The sequence below is a fragment of the Enterobacter sp. DC1 genome (genome assembly GCF_000568075.1).
GTDB lineage: Bacteria > Pseudomonadota > Gammaproteobacteria > Enterobacterales > Enterobacteriaceae > Enterobacter > Enterobacter asburiae.
Window position 1 is genome coordinate 268674 of the sequence record NZ_AZUA01000004.1, and the last position, 16913, is coordinate 285586.

The window sequence follows — 16913 nt, forward strand, 5'->3', positions numbered from 1 at the left end:
ATCGCCGGGCTTTTTCTGTCTGGAACCCACAATGTTTGGTAACTTAGGCGAAGCAAAAAAATACCTCGGTCAGGCGGCGAAAATGCTGATTGGCATTCCGGACTATGACAACTACGTTGAGCATATGAAGACCAACCATCCGGATAAGCCGTACATGACCTACACCGAATTCTTCCGCGAGCGTCAGGAAGCGCGCTACGGCGGAAGTGGAGAAGGCGGCGTCCGCTGCTGCTAAAGGAGAGACCATGACCCCGATTGCCGTTACCCTGCTGACCGGTTTTCTCGGCGCCGGTAAAACCACCCTGCTGCGCCACATCCTGAATGAACAGCACGGCTTCAAAATCGCCGTCATCGAAAACGAATTCGGTGAGGTCTCGGTAGACGATCAGCTGATTGGCGATCGCGCCACCCAGATCAAAACTCTCACCAACGGCTGCATCTGCTGCACCCGCTCTAACGAGCTGGAAGACGCCCTGCTGGACCTGCTCGACAGCCGCGATCGCGGCGAGATCGACTTTGACCGCCTGGTGATCGAGTGCACCGGCATGGCCGACCCCGGCCCGATTATTCAGACCTTTTTCTCTCACGAAATCCTCTGCCAGCGCTACCTGCTGGACGGCGTGATTGCCCTGGTCGATGCGGTTCACGCCGACGAGCAGATGAACCAGTTCACCATCGCCCAGTCTCAGGTGGGCTACGCTGACCGCATCCTGCTGACCAAAACCGACGTGGCGGGCGAAAGCGTTAAGCTGCGCGAGCGCCTGACCCGCATTAACTCCCGCGCGCCGATTTACACGGTGACGCATGGCGACATCGATCTGTCTCAGCTGTTCAACACCAACGGCTTTATGCTGGAAGAGAACGTCACCGCAAAACCGCGCTTCCACTTTATGGGAGATAAGCAAAACGACGTGGCGTCGATAGTGGTCGAGCTGGACTACCCGGTGGACATCAGCGAGGTCTCGCGCGTGATGGAAAACCTGCTGCTGTCGTTTGCCGACAAGCTGCTGCGCTACAAAGGGATGCTGTGGATTGAGGGCGAGCCGAACCGCCTGCTGTTCCAGGGCGTGCAGCGCCTGTACAGCGCAGACTGGGACAGACCGTGGGGCGATGAAGCGCCGCGCAGCGTGATGGTGTTTATAGGCATACAGCTGCCGGAAGAAGAAATTCGGGCGGCGTTTGCGGGTCTGAAAAAATAACCGCCATGCATCCCCTCTCTCCTGTGGGGCTGAGGGATCCTCGGAAATTTTTTAACCGGAAGCGATGAATGTTGCTTCAGAAAAATTAATAGATTACAGCGATGCCCTGGTCCGGCTGTAAATCGCCGAGGCGTTTCCGTAAGGCCGGGGCGAGGCGCAGGGATGCGCCGAGAGGGCGTGGCCTGCAGGGATGCAGGCTCATGCCCGACCCGATAGCCTGAAGGAATAAGCTGAGGGTACCGCGAAGCGGCGATTTACCGCCGGGAGCCCGGGTCGCCAGGGTGGTGGCGATTGAGCCACCCTGGCACGTTCACAGGTCATGCCGTTACAGAGTAGCAAGGAACATTAAGTGAACGGAATAACCCCCACAGCCGTATGTTCCCCCTCACCCCAGCCCTCTCCCTCAAGGGAGAGGGAGCCGTCTGTGCAGGCATTATCTTGTGGGGATCCCCCCAGCCTTTAGCAAGAAGGGTAAACCTATTTCACCGCTTCCGGCAGCGTCACAATCCACAGCTCGCTGTCCGACTCCGGCTTCTTCAGCGGCTTCACGCTGAGCGTGGTTTCAACCGGTTTATCATCCAGCGTCAGCTTGCCTTCCGCGTTAACCCGATAATCCTTAAGCTTCTTGCCCTCGACCGGGTTTTGCATCGCCACCTTCACGCCAAAGTCGTTATCGTTCGCCACCGCAAGCGTTTTGCTGTCGATCAGCGCCAGCCCTTCGGCCTTCTCCTGCTGCCAGCCCAGCGCGCGCAGATCCACGACCTGCGTTTTAGCCGCAAGCGTTATGCCGCGCTGCGCCAGGGTTTTCTCATCATCAAACTCCGGGTACTCACCCGGCTTGTCAAAGGCGGAAAGGTCGCTCGCCTTGCTGAGATCCACCTTGTAAATCAGGTTACGCATGCCGTCGTTTTTATCGCTTCCCTGCTCAATCAGCAGGATGTGCTGGTCATCGAGCGCCACGATGTCGCCGATTTTGGCGTCGCTGTTTTTGCCATAGGCCGCGCTGTCGATAGGGTAACCGTACATCGCCGTTTTCCCGGTTGCCGGGTCGAAGCTCACCAGACGCGTAAACAGCGCCTGCTTTTTGCTCTTGCCGTCGATATCCAGCGTGCTTTGCACGGCGGCGATAATACGTCCGTCCGGCATACGGGTCAGGCCTTCAAAGCCACGGTTCGCCTGGCGCCATTTGATAATGTTTGGCAGGCCGCCCGCGATGGTTTTCTCCCCTTCCGCGGCCTGCGGCCCGTGGATCGCCAGGATCTTCCCTTTGCCGTCGACGTTAATCAGGAACGGGCCATATTCGTCGCACAGCCAGTAGCCGCCTTTCCCGTCCGGCGTGATGCCTTCCGTGTCCAGCCCGCGGTTGTCACCCTTCAGGATCTTGAGGGTGTCGCTGAACGCCACTTCATTGGTGGAACCAATCACGCCGCTTTGCAGCGGCAGACCGTTAATCTCGCCTTTGTCATCATGCAGCGGGCGGGCATCGACAGCCTCCGCTTTGCCGTTCTGAACGCGGATGGTCATCAGCAGCGGCGCGAAATCTGGCGTGACAAATATTTTGGCTTCGTTTTTACCCATTTTTGGCGCATCGGCGTTTGGACCGCGATCGGTCACGGTCGCAAAGGTCAGGGCGTCGCCCTGCTTGCCCGTAAACAGCAGGCCAGAACCGATTCCCACGGGGAGTCCGTTCGGAAAGGCACTGGCAAACGCGCCGCTGTAGCTCACATGGGAGCCTTCAGGGAAGCTGACGACATAGCGCTCAGCAGTAGGCTGCGCCGCCAGGCCAGAGAAAGAGAGCGCACAGCCGATTAGCACAGGAATAATTTTTCTTTTCATATTGTTAGCATCCAGTTAGTGAAGCCAACAACGTAAAGAATAAACGTGTCAGAAAAATGACATGAAAAGGAAACCGACCTGCGCGATTGAACGTATATTCATCGCTCGAAATGTAAGGCTTTGTTGTTTTATGTGACAGGTGAAACATTTTTGGAAATTATTAGAAACCCAATTAATTCATCTCAAATCACTATCCCCGCCTCGTTCAGTTTATGTTTAGTCAAAAAACTAAACGGTTCCTAAACGCTAAAAACATCCCCTGTTGACACCCTGACAATCAAACATCATTGCAACAACTTCAATAAAAAAGTTAACAATATCAGTATAAAGCCGCGATTTATATCACATTTGCAGTCATTAACATCGCTTGTTAAGGTGCGCCCAGATGAATTTAATGACGAGGCATAAAACATGAAAAAACTGAATATCCTTCTTCTTTCTGCTCTGGCTGCCGTATCGGGTTCCGCACTGGCGATGGGCGGCACCGTTGAGCAGGGTAAAAACTTTACCAACCTCAATCTGGAAATGGGGAAATCCTCATCCGGTGTTTATCTCGAAAGCAACTGGCTCAAAAACACCGATGACGGTACCCAGACCGGGGGCGTGGGCGCAGGCTACAACCTGGGTCTTGGCCCGGTGATGCTGAATGCGGGTGCAAAAGCCATCTACCTCGGCCCGAAAAAAGGCGATAACGGCGTGGCGTTCCCGATTGGCGGCGGCGTAAACGTTGCCCTGACCGACAGCATCCACGTGTACGGTGAAGGCTATGTGGCGCCAGAAGGGCTGAACAACAGCGTGAAAAACTACGTCGAAGCCAACGGCGGCGTAAGCTGGACGCCAATTACGCCAGTGACCCTGAAAGTAGGCTACCGCCACGTGAGCGTGGACGGCAAAGACGGCCGTCCTGGCCACACGCTGATTGACGGCGCATATGTAGGCGGTGGAGTCACCTTCTGATGAAACACCGCATGACCGCGCTTTGCGTTCTGAGCCTCACGCTGATGCTCACCGGCTGCGTCCAGTACAAATGGGTGAAACCGGGCGTCAGCGATGCGGAAATGAATAAAAAGCTCACGGAATGCGAAGCGCAGGCGCTGATCGATCTGCCCCCGGATAACGTCGTGACGGGATCCAGCTCGGAAAAAACGGACAAAAAGAACAAGAAAAAGGATATTTCCACGAGCTACACGGTTGAAGACGCGAACGAATATCGCCGGGATACGCTAGTCGACAGCTGCATGTTCAAAAGCGGCTGGGACAAGATCGAAGTGCAATAATCCCTTTAAAAAAACCTGCCGGATGGCAGGTTTTTTATTATCTCTTACTTACGCACCACCACCAGCTTCTGGTTCACAAACTCTTTGATCCCCAGATCCGACAGCTCGCGCCCGTAGCCGGAGCGCTTCACGCCGCCGAACGGCAGCTCTGGCGCGGTATCGGTGAGCCAGTTGATGTACACCATCCCGGTCTCAATCCGCGACGCCATTTTCTTCGCGCGCTCGATGTCCTGGCTGAATACCGCCCCGCCAAGGCCGTAGTAGGAGTCGTTCGCCAGCGCGACCGCCTCGTCGTCGTTTTTCACCACGTACATCTGCGCTACCGGGCCGAAGAACTCCTCGAAGTACGCCGGGTTATCGCGGGAGATATTCGTCAGGATCGTCGGTTCGAAGAAACTCCCGTCGCGCTGCGCCGGTTTGCCGCCATAGTGCAGCGTCGCACCGTTTTTCACCGCCTCGTTAACCTGTTTGGTCAGCGTTTCGAGCGCATCTTTAGACGACAGCGGCCCCAGCGTGGTGCTTTCGTCCAGCGGATCGCCAATCTTCACCTGCTTAAACGCCTCGGTGAATTTGCTCAGGAAGGCATCCGCAATCTTTTCATGCAGGATAAAGCGCTTCGCCGCGGTGCAGACCTGCCCGGCGTTATTGAGTCGCGCATTCACGCCAATTTTCACGGCCTTCTCAAGATCTGCATCATCCAGCACCACGAACACGTCGTTACCGCCCAGCTCCAGCGTGGATTTCTTGATGTGCTTCGCCGCCTGCGCGGCCACCACGCTGCCCGCTTTTTCGGAGCCAGTTAGCGCAGCGCCCTGCACGCGATCGTCAGCGATAATTTTTGCCACCTGCTCGGACGAGATAAACAGGTTAGTCCACGCCCCTTCCGGCGCGCCCGCCTCGCGCACCAGATGCGCAAAGGTCTCAGCGCAGTGCGGCACGATGCTGGCATGCTTAGCGATGACGGGGTTCCCCGCCGCCAGGTTCGGCGCCAGAACGCGCATCAGCTGGTAATACGGGAAGTTCCACGGCTCAACGGCCATCAGCACGCCGATGGGGTGATGCTCCACCCAGGCTTCACCGAGTTCTGAATCATATTTCACCGGCGCCAGGAACTGCTTCGCGTTGTCGGCGTAGTAGCGGGCGATCTGCGCGCACAGCTTCACCTCGCCGCGGCTCTGTTCGATGAGCTTACCCATTTCCTGGCTGGCGATTTTCGCCAGATCCTCCACGCGCTCGTCGATCAGGTCGGCGAGCTTATGCAGCACCGGCAGGCGCTGGCTGATGTCGCCTTTCGCCCACTCCGAATGATAAAGCGCATCGGCCGCCCTGAGCGCCGCTTCGATATCCGCGTCGGTATGCGAGGGGTATTCTTTGATGAGCTGGTTAGTGGCAGGATTTACTGTCTGATAAGCCATGTCGAATCTCCTTGTTTTACCGCTTAGGGTATTAAGGGTAGTCAACATGACTGGCTATGGACGTAAAGTTGGGTATATCCGGAAGGTTCTTAATGAAGCGCTGCCAGACGGTTCGCTGACATGGTATAAAAAACCTTCAGAAGGAGCGCCCATGACCTATACCCGACACGTCCGCCAGACTTTTCACCGCGCCTCAGGCCTTGAGCTACGCAGCACCTGGCAGAGTACGCAGGCGTACAAACGTCATAGTCACCCTCAGCTCTCCATCGGCGCGATTGTGGAGGGCCAGACCTGCTGCGTGTGTTTTGACAGAGAGTACATCCTTAACCCCGGGGACCTCATCGTGATCCCGGCCCGTGCGCCGCACAGCTGTAACCCCGTCGCCGGGCAACCGCGCAGCTACCATATGCTCTATATCGACACCGGGCTTCCGCTGGCGCTACAGGTGATTCGTAGCCCAACCCTGTTTGCCCATTACCTGGACGTTGCCGAGACCCTGTCTCCGGCATCACTGGAGACGCTGCTTTCTGCCCTCCCCCACGGCGCGGATAGCGCAGACGCGCTTCGCGCAACCAGCCAGCAGATTCAGCAAGCATTTCTTTCCGATCTCACCAGCCCGCCTTCCCTCGACGAGCTTGCCCAACGCTTCTCGCTGCGCAAGGAGACGCTGATTCGCACCTTCAGGCAGGACACAGGCCTGACGCCGGGCAGCTTTCTCAACATCTCCCGCGTGGAGTACGCTAAAGCGCGGCTGCGCGCCGGGGATGATATTGCCGACGTCGGCTACCAGAGCGGCTTTGCCGACCAGAGCCATTTTCATAAGACCTTCGTCAGCTATACCGCCGCCACGCCGCGCCAGTACGCCACGGGCCGATCAATATCAGACAATAAATAGGTTTTGCAGCCCCGTACGCTGGCTTCGGATTATTAACCGAGGTCGCTATGGAACTGTTCTTCCCTTCCGCTTTTCTCGCCCTGGCGCTGGCGCACTTTGTCGCCCTGCTAAGCCCGGGCCCGGATTTCTTCCTGCTGGTGGGCTACGCCGCGCGCTATCGGCTACGCGGCAGCGCCGGGTTGTGCATCGGCATTGCCGCGGGCAACGCGCTTTATATTCTTCTGGTGATTATCGGCTGGAGCGCGCTGCGCCAGTTTACGTGGCTGTTTACGCTGATCGAGCTTTGCGGAGCGCTGTACCTGCTGTGGATCGGCTCGCATCTGATTCGCAGCCGCCAGCAGGCGCTGGCGCTGAATGAAACCCACCAGCGCTTCCCTTCGCTGCGCAAGCAGATCCTGCTGGGGTTAGGTTCGGCGCTGTTAAACCCGAAGAACGCGCTGTTCTATCTGGCGCTGATGACGGCGCTGCTGGGGCCGGACGTCACGCTGCTTCAGCAGGCGACCTGCGGCGTCTGGATGGTGTCGGTGGTGCTGGTGTGGGATCTGGCGCTGGTGTCGCTGATGGGGCTATCGGCGGTACAACAGAAGCTCAGCCGTTCGCTGTGCTGGATTGAGCGCACGGCAGGGGTGGTGCTGACGGGGTTTGGGGGATGGGTGCTATGGCGGTTTTTGCACTTTCCCCCCGCTTCCCTCTATCCTTAACCCATGGAAAAAATAGCTGAACTCAAACGCGCCAAGCTGCTGGCGCTGTCGCTGCTGCTGGTTGCCGCCGCGGCGTTTATCACCACCCTGTTCCTGCCGCAGACCTTCTGGGTGCGCGGCGTGAAGGCCATTGCCGAGGCGGCGATGGTCGGCGCGCTGGCAGACTGGTTTGCCGTAGTTGCGCTGTTTCGCCGGGTGCCGATTCCCTTTATCTCGCGCCATACGGCGATTATCCCGCGTAATAAAGACCGGATCGGCGACAATCTCGGCCAGTTTGTGCAGGAGAAGTTTCTCGACACACAATCGCTGGTGGCGTTGATTCGCCGCTATGAACCTGCGCAGATGATCGGCGCCTGGTTCAGCAAACCGGACAACGCCCAGCGCGTCGGGCTGCACTTGATGCAGGTGATGAGCGGTTTTCTCGAACTGACCGACGACGGGCGTATTCAGCGCCTGCTGAAACGGGCGGTGCACAAGGCGATTGATAAGGTCGATTTCACCGAAACCAGCGCCGTGATGCTGGAAAGCATGACCAAAAACAACCGTCACCAGGTGCTGCTGGACGCCATCATCAACCGTCTGATTACCCTGATTCAGCGGGAAAGCACGCGGGACTTTATTGCCGATCAGATTGTCCACTGGCTGAAGACCGAACACCCGCGCAAGGCGATGGTGCTGCCCACCGAGTGGCTGGGCGATCAAAGCGCGGAGATGGTGTCGAACGCGGTGAACACGCTGCTGGACGATATCAGCCACGACCGCACGCACCAGATCCGCCAGGCGTTCGACCGCGCCACGCTGAAGCTTATCGACAACCTGAAAAACGATCCGGAAATGGCGGCGAAAGCCGACAACATCAAGCACTACCTGAAAAACGATGAGGCGTTTAACCGCTATCTGGGTGAGATGTGGGCCGACCTGCGCCAGTGGCTGAAAGCGGATATGCAAAGCGAGGATTCGCGGGTGAAGCAGCGCATCGCCAACGCCGGGCTGTGGTTTGGCGAAACGCTGTCTAACGACGCCAGCCTGCGGGCGTCGCTGAACGAGCATCTGGAGCAGGCCGCGCACCGCCTCGCACCGGATTTCGCGGCGTTTCTGACCCGACACATCAGCGACACGGTCAAAAGCTGGGACGCCAAAGACATGTCCCGCCAGATTGAGCTCAATATCGGTAAAGACCTGCAGTTCATCCGCGTCAACGGCACGCTGGTCGGCGGGACGATAGGCCTGATCCTGTTTTTACTCTCGCAGCTGCCTGCCGTGCTGGGACATTAATCTACTTTGGGTGGCGCGATGACGTAGCGCGTCGCCTCGAAGCGGTTGAGGATCAGGTGCACCAGGAAGACCATCGTCAGCGTTGCGACCAGCGAAAAGGTGACCGAGGTGATGCGATAGAGATCGCTGAACACCAGGTCAGTATCCGGGTGCATGTTCTGCCCGAACATAATGCCGATGGTGGTGATGCTGGAGAACCCCACGCCCGCGCCCACCTTTTCCATCACGTGCAGGCGCGCGCCAAACGCCAGCCCGAGGCCGATCAGGGGCATCATCAGCAGCATATGGCTGCTGTGATCGTAGAGGATCAGCTGCACCACCAGAATATAGAGACAGCCCAGCACCACGCCGACCACGCGCCAGATCGAGCTCATCACCGAACCGCGGTAGTGCATTGGGAACAGAATTAAAATCCCCGCCATCAGCGCCGAAAGCGAATCGCTTAAGTCGCTAATCTGAAATACCACGAATATCAGCGTCGCGACGGTGCCGGAGAGCAGCGACTCGTGGCGCACGCGGGCATCGTCTTTCTCAATCAGCGGCGGCGGCCTGCGGGGCTCCACGTCAGGCAGGAGATAGTTCATCAGCGCGCTCAGGCACACCGCCATCACGCTCGCTTCGATGTTGGAAAACAGCAGCGTGTGCCAGCTGGTCGTGGGGTAGCTCATAAAGTTGAGCATCACGCTTTGGCACACCACGCCCATTGAGCCAAACAGGAACAGCGGCCCCTTGCTCATAAAGCGAAAACGCATCACGTACTGGGCAAACACCACCAGCGTCATGATGACCGGCCATTGCGACAGATAGCCGATAATGAAGATCATTTCGACGCAGTTTAGCGCGGCGCTGAAGATAAACTGCTTCGCCACGTGGCGGTTAAACACCGGCACCAGCGACAGGAGCATGATCGGATAGACCACGAAAAATACGCCGTAGCTGGTGTTGTAGAAGCTGGAGATGCTCAGCGCAATCATCCCGGCAAAGACGATGCGCAGGGTCTGGCGAAAGTCGTTTGCCGTGTAGACGATGTTGCCGTGCGGGGTAAAGACCCGCGCCAGAGTGCTAATAGACATAGTGAAGCAGGCTCACCAGGTGGATCTGCATCCCGGAGAAGAAGCGCGCAAATGGCCCCTCGCTGTTGTAGAGCTGCACGGTGGCGCGCGCGCCGGTCGGCAGATGCTTCGGCAATTCTTCGTCCAGCGCGACGTGAATACGCATGCGTTGGGCATCGCGCACCCAGCGGTTGGAGGTTTCCGGCTCGGACAGCTGGCCGTTAACGGCCTCCTGACCCGCCAGTATCCCCGCGTCGCTGCTGGTCACGTGGGCGCGGAAAACGTGCCCCGGGAAGGCGTCAAACACCACGGCGGCATCGGTGCCCTGATGGGTATGGCGCAGGCTTTTTTCGCGAAAATCGGCGACGATATCGGTCTGGTTGTTCACCAGCGCCAGCGCGGCGGAGCCGGATGAGGCATAGAAACCGGGGCTTAACTGCAGGTTACTGACCGTACCGTCCGCCTGGGCGTAAACCTTCGTCCAGCCGAGGTTAAGCTCAGCGTCATCCAGCGCGTTACGGTATTTTTGCAGCGTCACGTTGCGGTGCTCGTCCCGCTCGCCGCGCTGAATGCGCAGGTTATGGATATTGGCCTGGATGGAGCTGACGGACTGCTCGCTGCTCTGCCAGGTGGTGCGAACTTTGTCCAGATCCGCCTGCGAGACGTTCTGCAGCGTGCTCAGCTTCTGGTAGCGATCGAAGGTCACTTTGTCGTTACGCGCGGTCAGCACGGCGGTTTTCAGGCTGGCCTGCGCGGCAGCGATCTGCGCGTCCAGCTGTTCGTTGGAAAGGCGTGCCTGCTCAAGCGCGATTTGCGCCGCTTCCACTTTATTGCGAAACGGCGTGTCGTCGAGCTCAAACAGCAGATCGCCTTTCTTCACCTGGCTGTTGTTGTGGACATGTACCGCCGCCACGTAGCCGGAGACGCGTGGAGAAACCGGCGTCACCACGCGCATCACGGTGGAGTCCGGCGTCAGCGGGATCCAGATATCCGCGACGATAAAGTAGACAAACATCAGCAGGAAAGAGGCAATACTCACCCTTACCCAGCGGGCAAACTTTTGTTCAGGGGTCATTATTTTTCGGTCTTGTTATCTTCTTCGCGGATTTTCCGCAAATTGCAGGCGAATTGATTCAGGGTGGCGCTGAAAATGTCGATATGTTCCGGCGCGATGTTTTGCGATACACGCGCCTGATAGGTCTCAATCACCCGAGTGAGCCTTTGTAATAGGGCCTTTCCCTCAGGCGTCAGCGTCAGAAGCCGGATGCGCTTGTCATAAGGCGATACGGAGCGCAGCAGGTAACCCTGCTTTTCCAGCTGTGTCAGGGTGCGCATCAGCGGCGGCAGTTCAATGCCCTGCACCTCCGCCAGCTCACTCACGGAGACGTTATCCCCGAGCTGATGAAGCTGCATCATCACCGTCCAGCTCGACTGGGTTAACCCGGTATCGAGAATGGCGTCGTCGATGACGGCACGCCACTGGCGCACGATCATCGCCATCCGCATGCCCATCGGCCTGCGGCTGAACAGTTCTTCTTCACTCATGGGGGAAACCTCTCGTCACACGCGGTCAAGATAATAGTTATCAGGGTAAGTATCAAGAAACGAGAGGTAAAAGCGCAGGAATTGCGAAAACGATGTTCTCCCCCTCACCCCAGCCCTCTCCCTCAAGGGAGAGGGAGCCGTCCGTGCATCCCTCACACAGCGGCGCTTAGCGGCTAAAATGGCGAGTGATAGCACCTTTCCCCGACGCGGTCACTACCACCTCCCTGTACCCCGCCACCCGCTGTATCCAGCCTTTATTTTCCAGATAAATGAGCAGCGCCGCGCCCGCCTCACCGCCAAGATGAAAGCGCCGCTCGCTCCAGTCCAGGCAGGCGCAGCAGGCCTTGCGGCGCGGGTGAGCGCTTAACGAAACGCCGAGCTTCAGGAACTGCTCGCGGCCATACAGCGTGAGCGCTGAACCGTCAGCCTCCAGCCAGCCTTCCGCCTGCATAAAATCGTAGATGTGCACCGCAACCGCTCCGGCAAGATGGTCGTAACAGGTTCGGGCCTCGCGCATGGCTTTCGGCGCGGTCGTTTCCGGCGGGGTGATGCGGCTCCAGGAGAGCCCCATCATCTGCTCGACCAGCGCCGCCACGTCGTGCCCCGCCAGACGATAATAGCGGTGCCGCCCCTGAGACAGGCAGGTAATCAGCTTTCCCTCCACCAGCCTGGCGAGATGCCCGCTGGCGGTCGACGGCGCAACGTCTGCCGCCGCGCTCAGCTCGGTGGCGGTCCACGCCCGCCCGTCCATCAGCGCGCACAGCATTTTTACGCGCGACGGATCGGCCATTGCGGCAGCCACCGCGGCAATGGCCTGTTCCAGCACCGCGCCGTTCTCAGGAGGTAGGCTCGTTTTTAACATGTGTTGCCCAGGGTTCGGTGATCTCTGCGGCCAGCTTATCATCATCCGTCAGCAGAATTAGGTGATTCGCGTGGTCGCTGTACTGGGTAAGGATAGACACGCCGCGTGCCGCCAGCGCCACGCCGTTGCGCCCCAGCAGCTGTCCAAAGCGCGCCAGCTCGTCGGGCCTGTCGCTAAAAATCACATGAACGTCATACATCCGCGTGCCCTCCGGTTTCGGAACTGTACTCCCGCACCAGCTGCGCCACCCGAATGCGGTAGTACGCGAAAATCGACTCCCGCCCTTCGGCCTGCGCGGCCTGATGGAAGACGTTCTGCTTCCAGCGGCGGACGGCCTCTTCATCCCGCCACCAGGAAAGCGACAGGATTTTGCCGTCGGTCGTCAGGCTCTGGAAACGTTCGATATCAATAAAGCCGTCGATGTCCGCCAGCAAAGGTTTGAGTTCGGCAGCGAGCTGAAGATAGCGCGCCTGATGCGCGGGCTCCGCTTGGGCTTCGAAAATGACTGCAATCATGGGTGTCTCTCCGTTGTGAGGATGAGGAGAGAATGCAGGAGGAAAAAGCACAATGCTTCGGTAAGGAGCGAAGCGTTGTGCCGGATGGCGCTGCGCTTATCCGGCCTACGGAATCAGGTTGGTCCGGCAAGCGCAGCAGATGTTATTCCAGGTTAGCCTTATTCAGCCCGTAAGCCGCGTCCAGCGAGCCGGGCGCCATGCGGGAGGTGATCCCCAGACGGTTCCAGGCGTTGATCGCCACGATGGCGAAGTTCAGCTCTGAAATCTCGACGTCCGAGAAGTGCTCCGCCACGCTGCGGTACAGCGCGTCGCTTACCCCGTGAACGCCAATCTGGGTCAGCGATTCGGTGAAGGCCAGCGCGGCTTTCTCGCGGGCGCTGAACAGCGGGGACTCGCGCCAGGCCGCCAGATGGTACAGGCGCAGCTCGCGCTCGCCGGCGATTTTGGCCTCTTTCGAGTGCATATCCAGACAGAAGGTACAGCCGTTCAGCTGCGACACGCGAATGTCGATCAGGTGCTTCAGCGCCGGGTCGATGGAGGTTTTTGCCACCTCCATGCTCAGGGCGGACAGCGCGTTGGCGAGGGCAGGTGTAACTTTATGGTGGTTAACGCGGGTGCTCATTGTCTTTCCTCTTTTTTGTGCGGCATATGTCATGCAATGCAGCAAATCTACGCCGTTCATGACATAGTAAAAAGATACAAAAATCGTGAAACGAGGTAGGACATGAAGCCGGGCTATCATGAGATTTATTCCCGCTATCGCGACAACATCACGCGCGGCGTTCTGAAGCCGGGCGATAAGGTGCCCGCCATCCGCGTGCTGGCGGAAGAGCTGAAGGTGGCGCGTAAAACCGTCGAAACGGCGTATGCCATTCTGACGGGGGAAGGGTATCTGGTGAGCCAGGGCGCGCGCGGCACGCGGGTCAATCCGGATCTACTGTTGCCGGATAAGAGTGCCCCTGCGGAACAGCCCACCGGAGCGCTACCTGCATCGCTCACCAGCCAGCGCGAGCGGGCGGGGTTTCTGCGCCCCGGCATCCCGGCCCTCGACAGCTTTCCGTATAAAAAATGGCTGCTGCTGGCAGGTCAGGCGACGCGTTCCATGCGCCAGGAAGAGATGCTCAACCCGCCCGTTCTGGGCTGGTATCCGCTGCGCCAGGCCATCGCCAGCTATCTCAATATCTCACGCGGGCTGTCCTGCAGCGCCGAACAGGTGCTGATCACCAGCGGCTACAGCGGCAGCCTGCGGCTGATCCTCGACACGCTTGCCAGCCGCAGCGACAAGGTGGTGTTTGAAGATCCGGGTTATTTTATGGGCCAGCAGCTGCTCAAGCGGATCGTGCCGCGCCTGCACACGGTGCCGGTCGACCGTTCAGGTATCGATACGGAATACCTGCTCCGTCACCATCGCGACGCCCGTTTTGCCATCGTCACTCCGTCGCACCAGAGCCCGCTGGCGGTCACCCTCTCGCTGCCGCGCAAGCAGCAGCTGCTCGACTGGGCCAGCCAGAACGAGGCGTGGATCATTGAAGACGATTACGACGGGGAGTTTCACTACACCCGCAAGGTGCTGCCGTCGCTGAAAAGCCTCGATCGGCACGACCGGGTGATTTTTATGGGCACGTTCAGTAAAACCATCATGCCGTCGCTGCGCATGGGCTACGTGGTGATGCCCGCCAGCACCGTCGGGGCATTTACCGACTGCGCGGACATTACCACCAGCGGCCAGCCGGTGCTGACGCAAAAGATCCTCACCGCGTTTCTCAACGAAGGGCATTTTTTCCGTCACCTGAAAAAGATGCGCGCGCTGTATCAGACCCGCCGCGACTGGATGATTGCCGCCCTGCGCGAGGTGTATGGCGATCTGTTTTTCACCGAGCAAAACGACGGCGGGATGCATATTGTGGCGTTTCTGACCAGAGGAAGCGGTGACCGGGAAGTGGCGCGCTGCTGGCAGGAACAGCAGCTGCAGGTGAATGCGCTTTCGGAGTGGTATCGCGGGTCGGGCAAACGCTACGGGCTGGTGATGGGCTATAACAACGTGCGGTCATATGAAGAGGCGGTGGCGTTGCTGGAGAGGCCGAAGCGGGAGACGTTTGAAATATTACACTGAAATCAAATACCTGCCCAATTAGCATCGATTTAAAAAATCGATATAATCTGATGGCTTTTTTACATTTCTAAGGAAAAGAAAATGAAATCAATTTTGGGATTTGATTATTTATTAACACCACGCGTGCTGGTCTTATTTTACTGGATCGCCATGCTGCTTATTTTTGCGGGCGGTGTGTATACCATGTTCAGCGACCACCTCATCACGGGCTTTATCGGTACGATATGCAGCCTGGTCGGATGCCGCGTGATGTTCGAACTGATTATGGTTGCGTTCAAGAACAACGAATATTTGCGCCGCATCGCTGAAAACACGTCGGTAAAATCTGCCGAATAATCCGCTTTTTATATGCCGGGTGGCGGCTACGCCTTACCCGGCCTACAGGATCGAGTAGGCCCGGTAAGCGTAGCGCCACCGGGCAATCCTATGCTCACACATCATACCGCGACAACCCCACATCCTTGAGCTGCTCGTCGCTCATCTGGCTCAGGATGCGGCGGGTGCGGTTGATGCGATACCAGTTGCAGATCGTTTTGCCGATCCAGACAAACACAACGAACGGACGTTTTGAACGGTTCTCATAGAATTCCATGATGCTCTCCTCACTGTACCAGTGGGGTTATCATCCTGGAAATCGACCTGTGCAATACAGACTCAAAAACACCTTTTGTTTAACATACAGATCCGCTAAAACAGTATCTGCATGCCAATTTTTACGGCAATCTGTACTGGTTTTACAATCTGTATGGTGAAAATAAAGGATACAGCATGACGCGCTATCAACATCTGGCCAACCTTCTGGCAGAACGCATTGAACAAGGGCTGTATCGCAGCGGCGAACGTCTGCCGTCGGTGCGCACGCTGAGCCAGGAGCACGGCGTGAGCATCAGCACCATACAGCAGGCCTATCAGATCCTCGAAAACCTCCAGTTGATCACCCCTCAGCCGCGCTCCGGCTATTTTGTCTCTCAGCGCAAAGCCCAGCCGCCGGTTCCGGCCATGACGCGCCCGGTGCAGCGCCCCGTGGACGTCACCCAGTGGGATGAGGTGATGATGCTGCTGGACGCCCGCGCCGACAAAGAGATGATCTCCTTTGGCGGCGGCTCGCCGGATATTAACCAGCCGAGCCTGAAGCCGCTGTGGCGCGAGATGAGCCGCATCGCGCAGCATAATCCGGGTGAGATGCTGAGCTATGACGTGCTCGACGGGCGCCTGGAGCTGCGCGAGCAGATCGCCCGCCTGATGCTGGACGGCGGCTCGACCGTGGCTGCGAACGAGATTGTCATCACCAACGGCTGCCACGGCGCGCTGTCGATTGCCCTGCTCTCGGTGTGCAAGCCGGGAGATATCGTGGCGGTAGAATCGCCGTCGTTTCACGGCACCATGCAGATGCTGCGCGGGTTTGACATCAAAGCGATTGAAATTCCTACCGATCCCGAGACCGGGATCAGCATCGAGGCGTTAGAGCTGGCGCTGGAACAGTGGCCGATCAAGGCGGTGATCCTCGTACCCAACTGCAATAACCCGCTCGGGTTTATCATGCCGGAAGCGCGGAAAAAGCAGGTGTTAGCCCTCGCCCAGCGGCACGATATCGTGATCGTGGAAGATGACATTTACGGCGAGCTGGCGGCGGAGTACCCGCGCCCGCGCACCATTCACTCTATGGATATCGACGGCCGCGTGATCCTCTGCAGCTCGTTTACCAAAACCGTGGCGCCGGGCCTGCGCGTCGGCTGGATTGTGCCGGGGCGCTATTACGACCGGGTGATGCACATGAAATACGCCGCGGGCGGGTTTAACGTGCCGGGTACGCAGATGGCGGTGGCGGCGTTTATTCGCGACGGCCATTATCATCGCCACGTGCGCCGTATGCGCCAGATTTATCAGCAGAATATGGAAACCTACACCTGCTGGGTGCGGCAGTATTTTCCGGCAGAGATTTGCGTCACGCGCCCGCAGGGAAGCTTCCTGCTGTGGATTGAACTGCCGGAGAAGGTCGACATGGTGTGCGTCAGCAAACAGCTGTGTCGTCTGAAGATCCAGGCCGCGGCCGGGTCGCTATTTTCCGCCTCCGGGAAGTACCGCAACTGTCTGCGGATCAACGTGGCGCTGCCGCCGACGGAGAAGAATCGCGAGGCATTGAAGAAGATGGGCGAAGCGATTGTGATTGCGATGGAGGAGTAGTGTTTTGCCGGGTGGCGGCTTCGCCTTACCCGGCCTACGTTCTT

Annotated in this window: 20 protein-coding genes; 10 read left to right on the plus strand and 10 right to left on the minus strand. The window is 58.2% G+C overall.

Annotation, left to right across the window (positions count from 1 at the left end; all coding sequences use genetic code 11):
* Positions 1 to 31 precede the first annotated feature (31 nt).
* Together P346_RS07415 and yjiA are read left to right on the plus strand one after the other, a co-directional pair.
* Entirely contained in the window at positions 32 to 235 is a 204-nt protein-coding gene (locus tag P346_RS07415; protein WP_003856610.1) for a YbdD/YjiX family protein, read from the plus strand.
* 10 nt (positions 236 to 245) lie between these two features.
* On the plus strand, positions 246 to 1199 hold the full coding sequence (yjiA, locus tag P346_RS07410) for a GTPase (protein ID WP_032660905.1): 954 nt from the start codon (positions 246 to 248) through the stop codon (positions 1197 to 1199).
* Between the two features lie 477 nt (positions 1200 to 1676).
* Here yjiA and P346_RS07405 read toward each other — a convergent pair whose 3' ends face one another.
* Positions 1677 to 3035: an esterase-like activity of phytase family protein gene (locus tag P346_RS07405; RefSeq protein ID WP_032660908.1), complete on the minus strand. Its 1359-nt coding sequence runs from the start codon at positions 3033 to 3035 to the stop codon at positions 1677 to 1679.
* A 411-nt stretch (positions 3036 to 3446) separates the two neighbouring features.
* Here P346_RS07405 and P346_RS07400 point away from each other — a divergent pair, with 411 nt between their 5' ends.
* Together P346_RS07400 and P346_RS07395 are read left to right on the plus strand one after the other, a co-directional pair.
* Positions 3447 to 3992 (plus strand): YfaZ family outer membrane protein, encoded by a 546-nt coding sequence (locus P346_RS07400; protein WP_023310269.1) that lies wholly within the window; start codon positions 3447 to 3449, stop codon positions 3990 to 3992.
* The gene (locus P346_RS07395; RefSeq protein ID WP_032660910.1) at positions 3992 to 4312 is read left to right on the plus strand and encodes a hypothetical protein; all 321 of its coding nucleotides are present in this window, start codon (positions 3992 to 3994) and stop codon (positions 4310 to 4312) included. The genes P346_RS07400 and P346_RS07395 overlap by 1 nt, the downstream gene beginning before the upstream one ends.
* 44 nt (positions 4313 to 4356) lie before the next feature.
* Here P346_RS07395 and P346_RS07390 read toward each other — a convergent pair whose 3' ends face one another.
* Positions 4357 to 5727, minus strand: coding sequence for an NAD-dependent succinate-semialdehyde dehydrogenase (locus P346_RS07390; RefSeq protein WP_032660912.1), 1371 nt, complete (start codon positions 5725 to 5727; stop codon positions 4357 to 4359).
* A gap of 151 nt (positions 5728 to 5878) precedes the next feature.
* Between P346_RS07390 and P346_RS07385 the strand changes: the two genes are divergently transcribed.
* Genes P346_RS07385 through P346_RS07375 form a run of 3 tightly spaced genes read left to right on the plus strand, consistent with a single transcriptional unit; the run spans position 5879 to position 8598 of the window.
* Complete coding sequence (locus P346_RS07385; RefSeq protein WP_032660915.1) at positions 5879 to 6622, plus strand: helix-turn-helix transcriptional regulator; 744 nt, start codon at positions 5879 to 5881, stop codon at positions 6620 to 6622.
* A 47-nt stretch (positions 6623 to 6669) separates the two neighbouring features.
* The gene (locus P346_RS07380; RefSeq protein WP_032660918.1) at positions 6670 to 7323 is read left to right on the plus strand and encodes a LysE family translocator; all 654 of its coding nucleotides are present in this window, start codon (positions 6670 to 6672) and stop codon (positions 7321 to 7323) included.
* A 3-nt stretch (positions 7324 to 7326) separates the two neighbouring features.
* Positions 7327 to 8598 (plus strand): DUF445 domain-containing protein, encoded by a 1272-nt coding sequence (locus tag P346_RS07375; RefSeq protein WP_032660921.1) that lies wholly within the window; start codon positions 7327 to 7329, stop codon positions 8596 to 8598.
* On the opposite strand, the gene P346_RS07370 is transcribed toward P346_RS07375, so the two are convergent.
* The 7 genes from P346_RS07370 to P346_RS07340 all read right to left on the minus strand — a co-directional run bounded on the left by P346_RS07370 (position 8595) and on the right by P346_RS07340 (position 13194).
* Positions 8595 to 9671, minus strand: a complete 1077-nt coding sequence (locus P346_RS07370; protein ID WP_032660923.1) for a DUF2955 domain-containing protein — start codon at positions 9669 to 9671, stop codon at positions 8595 to 8597. The genes P346_RS07375 and P346_RS07370 overlap by 4 nt on opposite strands.
* Complete coding sequence (locus P346_RS07365) at positions 9661 to 10728, minus strand: HlyD family secretion protein (RefSeq protein WP_152537866.1); 1068 nt, start codon at positions 10726 to 10728, stop codon at positions 9661 to 9663. Before P346_RS07365 ends, P346_RS07370 begins: the two co-directional genes overlap by 11 nt.
* Positions 10725 to 11195: a MarR family winged helix-turn-helix transcriptional regulator gene (locus tag P346_RS07360; RefSeq protein WP_032660928.1), complete on the minus strand. Its 471-nt coding sequence runs from the start codon at positions 11193 to 11195 to the stop codon at positions 10725 to 10727. Before P346_RS07360 ends, P346_RS07365 begins: the two co-directional genes overlap by 4 nt.
* A 166-nt stretch (positions 11196 to 11361) precedes the next feature.
* Positions 11362 to 12057 carry an ArsR/SmtB family transcription factor gene (locus P346_RS07355; protein WP_032660931.1) on the minus strand — a complete coding sequence of 232 codons (696 nt, stop codon included), beginning with the start codon at positions 12055 to 12057 and terminating at the stop codon, positions 11362 to 11364.
* Complete coding sequence (locus P346_RS07350) at positions 12032 to 12256, minus strand: hypothetical protein (protein ID WP_032660935.1); 225 nt, start codon at positions 12254 to 12256, stop codon at positions 12032 to 12034. The genes P346_RS07355 and P346_RS07350 overlap by 26 nt, the downstream gene beginning before the upstream one ends.
* Positions 12249 to 12572 carry an antibiotic biosynthesis monooxygenase family protein gene (locus P346_RS07345; RefSeq protein ID WP_032660937.1) on the minus strand — a complete coding sequence of 108 codons (324 nt, stop codon included), beginning with the start codon at positions 12570 to 12572 and terminating at the stop codon, positions 12249 to 12251. The genes P346_RS07350 and P346_RS07345 overlap by 8 nt, the downstream gene beginning before the upstream one ends.
* Before the next feature lie 142 nt (positions 12573 to 12714).
* Positions 12715 to 13194, minus strand: coding sequence for a carboxymuconolactone decarboxylase family protein (locus P346_RS07340; RefSeq protein ID WP_032660940.1), 480 nt, complete (start codon positions 13192 to 13194; stop codon positions 12715 to 12717).
* 102 nt (positions 13195 to 13296) lie between these two features.
* On the opposite strand from P346_RS07340, the gene pdxR reads away from it, so the two are divergent.
* Both pdxR and P346_RS07330 read left to right on the plus strand, forming a co-directional pair.
* A complete protein-coding gene (gene pdxR, locus P346_RS07335) occupies positions 13297 to 14685 on the plus strand; it encodes a MocR-like pyridoxine biosynthesis transcription factor PdxR (protein ID WP_032660944.1) in 1389 nt (462 codons plus the stop codon).
* 81 nt (positions 14686 to 14766) lie between these two features.
* A complete protein-coding gene (locus P346_RS07330) occupies positions 14767 to 15021 on the plus strand; it encodes a DUF4282 domain-containing protein (protein WP_032660945.1) in 255 nt (84 codons plus the stop codon).
* A gap of 94 nt (positions 15022 to 15115) precedes the next feature.
* Here P346_RS07330 and P346_RS07325 read toward each other — a convergent pair whose 3' ends face one another.
* Positions 15116 to 15277: a DUF1127 domain-containing protein gene (locus tag P346_RS07325; protein WP_023334364.1), complete on the minus strand. Its 162-nt coding sequence runs from the start codon at positions 15275 to 15277 to the stop codon at positions 15116 to 15118.
* A 176-nt stretch (positions 15278 to 15453) separates the two neighbouring features.
* Here P346_RS07325 and P346_RS07320 point away from each other — a divergent pair, with 176 nt between their 5' ends.
* Positions 15454 to 16869 (plus strand): aminotransferase-like domain-containing protein, encoded by a 1416-nt coding sequence (locus P346_RS07320; protein ID WP_032660947.1) that lies wholly within the window; start codon positions 15454 to 15456, stop codon positions 16867 to 16869.
* The last annotated feature ends 44 nt before the right edge of the window (positions 16870 to 16913 follow it).